Origin of the sequence: Pigmentiphaga sp., assembly GCF_019689535.1 — a bacterium.
Classification (GTDB): domain Bacteria; phylum Pseudomonadota; class Gammaproteobacteria; order Burkholderiales; family Burkholderiaceae_B; genus Pigmentiphaga.
This window is the reverse complement of the sequence record NZ_JADGHH010000286.1, coordinates 1-3239: the sequence shown is the minus strand read 5'-3', so window position 1 is coordinate 3239 and position 3239 is coordinate 1. Positions and strand designations below refer to the sequence as shown.

Below are 3239 nucleotides of genomic sequence, written 5' to 3'. Positions count from 1 at the left end.
AATTTATTGTGGATCGGATTGGTGGTCGCGATATTCTGCACGCGATATCGCGACATGCATCCCGTCGTGGGCAGCGTCATGTCCCTGATGTTTTTCATCACCCCGATTGTCTGGCAGGTCGACCAATTGCCGCCCGGCCGGGCCCATTTGGCGGACTTGAATCCCTTGACCATTTTGCTCGAGTTAATGCGCCAGCCCATCCTCGGAGGCGTTCCCGCCCCCATGTATTGGGCGGTGGCCGCGATCGCAGCCGTGGCGGGAAGTGTGTTCGCCGTCGCGTTGCTGGCCCGGTTCCGGCACCGCGTGGCTTATTGGCTGTAACTGCTATGCATATTCGCCTGAACAACGTATCGGTGCGCTTCCCCATCTATGACGCCAAGCAGCGTTCATTCAAGCAAACGGTCTTGAACGTGGCGACGGGCGGGCGCATCCTCGAGTCCTCGCGGGGCCCCGCCCAAGTCGAGGCCCTCAAGGACATCAGCCTGGATATCAAGGAGGGCGATCGCGTCGCCCTGCTGGGGCACAACGGCTCGGGCAAGACGACGCTGTTGCGCGTGCTTGCGGGTGTCTATGCACCCGTCCAGGGAACGATTTCCGTGCGCGGGAAGGTGACGAGCCTGCTCGACTCCATGCTCGGGATGGACGGAGACGCCACCGGTTTCGAGAACATCAAGCTTCGCGCCCTATTCCTAGGGATTAAGCCAAACGAGATCAACCGCTTGGTCGACGACATCGTCGAGTTCAGTGAGTTGGGCGATTTCCTCAACCTTCCCGTCCGGGCATACTCCAGCGGAATGGTGCTGCGGCTCGCCTTCGCAATTTCGACCAGCGTGCGTCCGGAGATCCTGCTCATGGACGAATGGATTAGCGTCGGCGACGAGCGCTTCAGGCAGAAAGCCGCGGAGCGGCTCGAGAGCTTCGTCAATGATGCGGGCATTCTCGTCATGGCGACGCATGACATGGAGCTGGCCAATAAGATCTGCGACAAAGTCGTCCGCCTGGAGCATGGCCGTATCGTAGAGGCGCCCGAGAGTATCGTGTCCCGTCAGATGGACGCCGTTTCATGAAGCATTTTCTCATCGTAGGGGCCGGATTTTCCGGAGCCGTCATTGCGCGGGAACTGGCGCAGGCCGGGCACCGTGCCACCGTCATCGACCAGCGCGATCACGTGGCGGGTAACTGTCACTCCGCCCGGGACGAGGAAACCGGGGTGATGGTGCACGTCTATGGACCCCATATTTTTCATACGGACAACGAGCGCGTATGGCAATACATCAACCGTTATGGCGAGATGATGCCCTACGTCAACCGTGTAAAGGCCATCTCCCAGGGCCGGGTGTATCTGCTGCCCATCAACCTGCACACGATCAATCAATTCTTCGGCAAGACGCTGTCGCCGCGCGAAGCCAAGGTGTTCCTGGAGAGCCAGGCCGATCTATCCATCGAATCGCCCCAAACCTTCGAGGAGCAGGCCTTGCGCTTCGTTGGGCGGGAACTGTACGAGGCCTTTTTCAAAGGCTATACGCTCAAGCAATGGGGCGTGCCGCCTTCCGAGCTGCCGGCCAGCATCCTCAAGCGCCTGCCCGTGCGTTTCAATTACGACGACAATTACTTCTCGCATCGCTACCAGGGCATGCCGAGGAATGGCTACACGGAAATCGTCCAGGCCATCCTCGACCATCCCGGCATCGAGGTTCGCTTGAAGACGCCCTTCGAGCCGTCGATGCGGCAGGACGCCGACCACGTGTTCTGGACCGGGCCGCTGGATGCATGGTTCGGCTTCAGCCTGGGGCGGCTGGGCTACCGTACGCTGGATTTCGAAGTGATTCGGGGCGAAGGCGATCTCCAGGGGACTGCCGTCATCAACTACTGTGATGCCGAGGTCCCCTATACGAGGATTTCCGAGCACAAGCACTTCTCGCCCTGGGAGCAACACGAAAAAAGCATCGCTTATCGCGAGTACAGCCGGTCTTGCTCGGAGCGCGACATCCCCTATTATCCGATCCGCCTGGTCAAGGACAAGGCGCTGCTCGAACGGTATGTGCAACGCGCGCGCATGGAACGGGGCGTGACCTTCGTTGGTCGGCTCGGGACGTATCGCTACCTCGACATGGACGTCACGATAAAAGAGGCGCTCGAAGTCGCCGAAGCCGCCAAGGCGGCGCTGCATGAAGGACGCACCCCCGAAGCCTTCTACGTCAACCCTCTCGATTGATCCATGCGAGTCTGCGCGGTAGTCGTCACCTATAACCGAAAGACCCTCCTGCTGCGCTGCCTGCGGGCCTTGCTGGAGCAGAGCGTGCCGCCGCAAGAGATAGTCGTCATCGATAACGCGAGCACCGACGGCACGCGCGCCGCGCTCGAGGAAAGCGGCCTGTTGGACCGTCCCGGCTTCGAGCTCATCACGCTGCCCAGCAATGAGGGTGGGGCTGGTGGCTTCCATCACGGCATGGCCGCCGCGCTGGCCAGGAAAAGCGATCTTGCATGGCTGATGGACGATGACGGCCATCCTGCGGCGGACTGCCTGGAGAAGCTGCTCCAGGCCGCGCCCTCCCATGACCTCTGGGGCCCCGTGGTCATCGACGAAGCGCAGCCGGAGCGCCTGTGTTTCCCCCTGCGCATGCCGGGCTCTGCCAAGGTCCTGCGCTCGGCGGAGAGCGTCCGGGAGGCCGCCGCCGGCGGGCTCTTGCCCGGCGTGGTGATGCCCTTCAACGGGGTCCTGGTCCGGCGGGAATTGGTCGAACGCATCGGGCTGCCCCGCAAGGAGTTCTTCATCTGGGGCGACGATATCGAATACGTGATGCGCGCCTCCCGAGCCGGGGCGCGCATTGCCACGGTAGCGCAGGCGCAGTTTTTCCACCCCAGGCAGGATGAGCTGGGCGCGCCCATGTTCTTCGGCCTCCTGCATTTCAACAACACCCGGTCGGCGCTCAAACATTACTGCCTGTGCCGGAACAATACCGTCAACCTGTTGACGTACCGGGGGCCGCTGCACGCGCTCGCCTTCGCTGCGAAAACGATCTGGTTCTACACCTTTTCCCGCCCCAGCCTAGCCCGGCTGCGCCTTAGCTTCCGGGCCATGGCCGACGGCTGGCGTGGGGATTTCTCGGGTCATCGTCGTTTTATCGAGTGATTGCATTGAAAAGCCTCGCTGTCGTTGTCGTTACGCATAACCGCCAGGAACTCCTGGCACGCTGCCTGGACGGGCTGGCGCGCCAGACCCTGTCGATTATACACAT

Annotated in this window: 4 protein-coding genes; all 4 read left to right on the top strand. The window is 61.7% G+C overall.

The features are described from left to right. The coding region (locus IRZ12_RS16720) for an ABC transporter permease (protein WP_296470950.1) at positions 1-321 on the top strand (321 nt) is incomplete at its 5' end. Positions 322-326: 5 nt separating this feature from the next. Further along, positions 327-1067: an ABC transporter ATP-binding protein gene (locus tag IRZ12_RS16715; RefSeq protein WP_296470946.1), complete on the top strand. Its 741-nt coding sequence runs from the start codon at positions 327-329 to the stop codon at positions 1065-1067. Then, the gene (glf, locus tag IRZ12_RS16710; RefSeq protein ID WP_296470944.1) at positions 1064-2215 is read left to right on the top strand and encodes a UDP-galactopyranose mutase; all 1152 of its coding nucleotides are present in this window, start codon (positions 1064-1066) and stop codon (positions 2213-2215) included. Before IRZ12_RS16715 ends, glf begins: the two co-directional genes overlap by 4 nt. 3 nt (positions 2216-2218) lie before the next feature. After that, a complete protein-coding gene (locus IRZ12_RS16705) occupies positions 2219-3133 on the top strand; it encodes a glycosyltransferase family 2 protein (protein WP_296470943.1) in 915 nt (304 codons plus the stop codon). Positions 3134-3239: the final 106 nt, after the last annotated feature.